This is a genomic window from Sporomusa sp. (assembly GCF_035561255.1).
GTDB lineage: Bacteria > Bacillota > Negativicutes > Sporomusales > Sporomusaceae > Sporomusa.
In genome coordinates this window covers 1-5,552 of sequence record NZ_DATMXX010000198.1, presented here as the reverse complement: position 1 = coordinate 5,552, position 5,552 = coordinate 1, and the positions used below count along the sequence as shown (strand labels likewise).

Genomic DNA, 5,552 nt, shown 5'->3' with positions numbered 1-5,552 from the left:
AAGTAATACTCTCAAATTCTAAGGTTGGAGTAGTTGCTGAAAGCGTTAGTGTTTGTTGATAATGGAATCAGGGGAGGCAGATAAGGTGAATAAATGGCTGCAGAGGATGACTATTTTAGTTATTGGATTGTCTATTGGGGTTTTGCCAATGATGAGCTATGTCAAGGCTTCGTCAATACCGAATTTAGTGCCACCTGTTGTTGCGAGTAAGGCGCCGTCGGAAGACCGAAACACCTTTGTTGTTCAAGCAGTAAAAAATGTTGGTCCGGCAGTTGTCGGAATCACTAATAAAGCCTATATGCGGGATAATTTTGATCAAAAAGTGCTTGTGGAAAAAGGAGTAGGTTCTGGTGTGATTTTCGATTCAAATGGGTACATTGCAACAAACTACCATGTCGTTGAAGGGGCTCAGGATATTACTGTTTCCCTGCCTGATGGCCGGACGATAAGTGGCAAGGTTGTTGGCGTGGACTCGGCAACTGATTTAGCGGTAGTCAAGGTGGATGCTAGCGGTTTGCCGGCAGTGGTGTTTGGTGACTCCGACTCAACAATGGTTGGTGAACCGGCTATTGCAATTGGTAATCCACTAGGTTTGGAGTTTCGCGGCAGTGTGACTGTCGGGGTAATTAGTGCATTAAACCGGACTATTGAAGTGGGGGATCGCAGATTTAAGCTTATACAGACAGACGCTGCTATTAACCCTGGTAACTCCGGTGGGGCATTGGTTAATGCCGACGGCCAGGTAATCGGCATTAATAGTGCAAAGATTTCAGCAGCCGGCGTCGAGGGTATGGGTTTTTCCATTCCGATTAACTCTGCGCGTCCTATTTTGCAGTCACTTGTCGAGAATGGCAAAGTTGCCCGGGCTTATCTTGGCATTGGGATACTTGACCGGGACTCAGCTCTGCGCAGCGGCTATAATTTGCAAATTGACCATGGAGTATATGTAACTCGTGTGGAGAAGAATGGACCGGCATATCAGGCTGATATGCAAGAAGGTGACATTATTGTAAAAGTAAGCGGAGCAGATATTAATAGTGTAGCCGATTTGCGGACCGCTTTAGATAATATACCGGTAGGCAGTAAAGTGGATGTAGTAATTATCCGGAATGGCAAAACCCTGTCCGTTAGCCCGGTGGTAAAGGAAATGGAAAACTAAAAAAAGTTTTCCTGTAGTTGAGAATTAAGGTAGTGAAAAAAACTGCTCTTGCCGCTAGGCGATGATCCTGATACTGGTTCAGGGTCATCTTTTTTTCGTCCACATTGTAGTGCCTGGATGGAGGTGATAATTTGCCTGCCTTAAGAAGCTTAAACGGTTACAGAACTAATTGTAAATTATCTCAATAAGATTCATGTTTTAATTGTGAGGCTAGCAATTAAAGGTTATAATATACTCATATAGTTATTGTGATTATATTGTTTTTTCTATGTCGTATACTCATAATAACTTAGTGAGTATACGATGTTTGTGAGGCAGATAATATGTATGTTGAAAAACGTAAGAACGGAACGTTTTATTTAAAAGAAAGTGTCTATAATCCTAAAACCAAACTACCCAAGAATACATCTGTTTATCTTGGCTCAAATCCCATTCAAGCAAAAGAGAAACTTAGATCACTTACTGAAGACTTAGTTATATTAGCGCAAATACCTGATATCAACCCATATGAGCTGGAGCTTAATATGGCCATTAAAGAACTTCAGAAACTAAATCAATTTACAGCGAAAGGTGTAAGTAGGCTTATTACAGAGTATTTAAATGAGCTTATGAATGCAAAACAGTTTATAATTACGGCGCAAAATGGAAGTGTTGCTCTTACTGCTGATTGTATTGGCTGCCTGTTTAAAAAGGCAAATCATTGCTGCCATTTTGATTTAAATTTCTCGGGTAGGCAGGACAGGTACGCAACCGGAAAGCAAACACGATGTGTTGCCTGGGAATTGGGGAAAAGCGAATTGACTAAAGGATCAATTAAGCTTCCCCGTGAGTTTAGAGAGCGCTAAGAATTTGACGGTATAGTAATCACCATTTATTGCTTCTTGCGTATAATGGATATCACAAAGCCTGCGATGAGGTGAGATTATGGCTTACCTGTGGCCTGAGGATGTCTTAAATGCAATTGAGTCAGGACAAATGTCCCCGTTGGATGGGTTTAGAAAATTACGAGAGATAGACAACACCGCGCCGGCAAGGCGCGAGTCTAACAGCGTACAGTCTAGTGTAGAACAGCGTATTGAAAATGTTTTGCGGGAACTGGATAATTTGATTGGCCTTAGTGAAGTGAAAGTACTAGTGCGGGAGATATATGCCTTTATAGAAATCCAGAAGCGGCGGGAAAGAGAACGGCTGAACACCGAACCTTTGGTAATGCACATGATTTTCAGAGGAAATCCTGGTACAGGTAAAACAACTGTAGCTAGAATTATGGGAAAAGTATTCCGGGAAATGGGGGTTTTGTCACGCGGGCATCTTATTGAGGTAGAACGGGCTGATTTAGTAGGCGAGTACATAGGTCATACTGCTCAAAAAACACGGGAGCAACTGAAAAAAGCCTACGGAGGAATTCTATTTATTGATGAAGCGTATTCGCTAGCCAGGGGCGGGGAGAAAGACTTCGGAAAAGAAGCTATCGATTGTATGGTGAAACCGTGGAAGTAAATCAGTATTTGAATACGTTATCAGTATTTTGAACACATCCATACTACCGTTATTAGCTGTAGGTGAAGTACCCGGGGATGAAAGCCCATGCAAAATGAACTAACTTATGTAACTTTAAAATCAAAGCATATAGCTAACAGCGGCAGCCATATAGCGTTCAAATACCGCTATAAGACCGCTTTTGTTTATATAAAGCAGCTGTCTATTCCTGGACGGACAAGAAACTTGGAATTGGTATACAGAAAAATAGAGGAGTTTTTGCTATTAAGGTATAAATTATTCACAGTTATAAGCGTTTTGACAGCCTTCTAGAGGCTTGCAGCCTCTCGCCGTTTGATAAACCAATATGGCGCCGTTTGTTTCAGAAAATTACAATAATGGAGTGAGCCCAGATATGGTTGTTGCATTCCCAACGCAGTCACCCAATATCAATCTTACTTTTGAAGAGATATCTGCTGTATTTGAGCAATCCTACGATGGCATACTTGTCCTCGATGGTAATGCGGATGTAGTGTTAGTAAATGACTCCTATTTCCGGATAACAGGCCTTAACAAGCAAGACATCGAGTTTAAAAATTTTCGTGAGTTCTCACAAAACAGTCCCTATAAAAAAACAGCTTGTATCGACGCACTAGACACCAAAAGACCGGTGACCCGGACCCATAACAACCTGTTCCCGGGAAAGGTCGTCATGGTTACTGCTAAACCGATTCTTGATGAAGATGGACGCGTGCGGCTGGTGATTGGCAATTGTCGGGACATGTCCGAGATGGTGCAATTGCGGGAACAGCTCGAAAGAGCGCAGGAAATTGAAGAACTATATTATAAGAGTTTGAAAAACCCTAAAACAACAGGCCTTATTGCCGTTAGTAGTAGAATAAATGAGATTTTCCATTCTGCCTTAAAAGTAAGTTCTGTTGATATTACCGTCTTAATAACCGGGGAATCCGGTGTAGGCAAAGAAGTCTTGGCAAGGTATATTCACGAAAACAGCTCCCGGAGGGAGGCTCCATTTGTTGCCATCAACTGTGGAGCTATTCCAGATGCTCTTTTGGAATCAGAATTCTTTGGATATGTTGGTGGTGCATTTACCGGGTCATTGAAGCACGGAAAGAAAGGCCTGTTTGAAACTGCCGACGGGGGAACGATCTTCTTAGATGAAATCGGTGATTTGCCATTTAGTTTGCAGGTAAAACTGCTCAGGGCCCTGGATGCGGGTGAGATTACCAGGGTAGGAGCCAATGCGCCGACTCCAGTCAATGTAAGGATCGTAGCTGCAACCAATAAAGATTTGGCTAATATGGTGCGTGAAAACAGATTTAGAGAAGATCTTTACTATCGTTTAAATGTTATTCATTTCCACATTCCACCACTTCGGGAGCGTCCCGAGGATATCCGGCCGCTTTGCATGTACTTTCTGAATGAGTGCAACCGGCGCTACGGACAGAATAAAAGGCTTAGTTTCGAAGTTCAAAAGGCAATGGAAAGCTATATCTGGCCTGGGAATGTACGCCAGTTAAAGCACATGCTTGAACGGATGGTTGTTCTAAGTGACGGAGAACAACTGGAACTATCATCTATTTCTGACGATGGTGATCTCCAGGGATATAAGAACCTAAGCGATGCGCCGACTGATATGATTATGGTAAATCGGTTTAGCCTGATCCCCCAAGTGGTCGAAGAGGTGGAAAAGCAGATTTTAGCTCATGCAATGAGACTTCATTCAAGCAGCCGCCAAATTGCTAAAGCGACAGGTATTGATCAAACAACAGTATTGCGGAAGATCAAGAAATACGGTCTTGATCAATTATGTCTAGAAAAGTAATGGTTTTGTATAAATCTCACAATTAACAGCTCAAAAAAAGAGAAGGTTCTTGTTGAACAGAATCTTCTCTTTTTTTGTGTTAAATTATCTGGTGGGGGACTACTTAGCGATGCAAACCGGCAATATTTCATGACGTCTTCGACTATATGTGCTGAGGGAAAATGCATCAAGCTAGTAGCAATAAAGTGGGTGCTAATTACGAATTTAGCGCATTTGTATCGATGAGGCAAAATGCATCGAATGAGGCAACATTTTGCACCCATACGTTGTATTTTCTCTATTAATACGTTATGAAGTCCTATCACAATCCGGTAAAGAGCGAGTAAATCAGATAAAAACAGAGGTTGCCTACTGTGTTGTGCACCAAATCAAATACCAAAGCCTTATTGGCACAATATTTGCATTAGTTAAAAAATATAGCCGAATGGAGAATGCGTGGAATTTCTGGCTCTGCTTACATTTGAGACAATAGTGAAAGGGGTATTTTTTATGGATAAAGTAATGAAAACAATGGATGGCAATGAAGCAGCGGCATATATATCGTATGCCTTTACAGAAGTTGCAACCATTTATCCGATTACACCGTCTTCTCCTATGGCGGAGTATGTTGATCTATGGTCGGCCAAGGGAAAGAAAAATTTATTCGGTCAAACAGTACGATTGGTTGAAATGCAGTCAGAGGCAGGGGCTATTGGGGCCATGCATGGCTCCTTGGAAGCAGGAACCTTAACGACTTCATACACAGCATCACAAGGCTTGCTTTTAATGATACCGACGATGTATCGTCTGTCCGGACAATTAAAACCGGGTGTACTTCATGTAAGTGCGCGCACAGTGGGAACTCACGCTTTTTCAATATTTGGTGACCACTCGGATGTTATGGCTTGCAGGCAGACTGGTTTTGCCATGCTGTCTACGGGAAGTGTTCAGGAGGTAATGGATTTAGCCGGTGTTGCGCATCTTGCAGCCATTAAGGGCAGAATTCCGTTTCTACACTTCTTTGATGGATTCAGAACCTCTCATGAAATTCAAAAAGTGGAATGTTTAGCTTATAAAGATCTCAACAAG

Annotated in this window: 4 protein-coding genes and 1 pseudogene; all 5 read left to right on the top strand. The window is 42.1% G+C overall.

What is annotated here, in order from left to right:
* Positions 1-106 precede the first annotated feature (106 nt).
* Positions 107-1,159 (top strand): S1C family serine protease, encoded by a 1,053-nt coding sequence (locus VN379_RS11020; RefSeq protein ID WP_422663623.1) that lies wholly within the window; start codon positions 107-109, stop codon positions 1,157-1,159.
* A 323-nt stretch (positions 1,160-1,482) separates the two neighbouring features.
* Positions 1,483-2,004 carry a hypothetical protein gene (locus tag VN379_RS11015; protein ID WP_325533738.1) on the top strand — a complete coding sequence of 174 codons (522 nt, stop codon included), beginning with the start codon at positions 1,483-1,485 and terminating at the stop codon, positions 2,002-2,004.
* Between the two features lie 79 nt (positions 2,005-2,083).
* Complete coding sequence (locus VN379_RS11010; protein WP_325533736.1) at positions 2,084-2,659, top strand: AAA family ATPase; 576 nt, start codon at positions 2,084-2,086, stop codon at positions 2,657-2,659.
* A 394-nt stretch (positions 2,660-3,053) separates the two neighbouring features.
* Positions 3,054-4,484 (top strand): sigma-54 interaction domain-containing protein, encoded by a 1,431-nt coding sequence (locus VN379_RS11005; RefSeq protein WP_325533734.1) that lies wholly within the window; start codon positions 3,054-3,056, stop codon positions 4,482-4,484.
* A 489-nt stretch (positions 4,485-4,973) separates the two neighbouring features.
* Positions 4,974-5,552: pseudogene (locus VN379_RS11000) on the top strand (pyruvate:ferredoxin (flavodoxin) oxidoreductase); the annotation flags it as partial.

What these genes read in the sequence shown, in the direction of transcription:
- VN379_RS11020 (WP_422663623.1), top strand. Translation starts at nt 107, where the DNA reads ATGACTATTTTAGTTATTGGATTGTCTATTGGGGTTTTGCCAATGATG.
- VN379_RS11015 (WP_325533738.1), top strand. Translation starts at nt 1,483, where the DNA reads ATGTATGTTGAAAAACGTAAGAACGGAACGTTTTATTTAAAAGAAAGT.
- VN379_RS11010 (WP_325533736.1), top strand. Translation starts at nt 2,084, where the DNA reads ATGGCTTACCTGTGGCCTGAGGATGTCTTAAATGCAATTGAGTCAGGA.
- VN379_RS11005 (WP_325533734.1), top strand. Translation starts at nt 3,054, where the DNA reads ATGGTTGTTGCATTCCCAACGCAGTCACCCAATATCAATCTTACTTTT.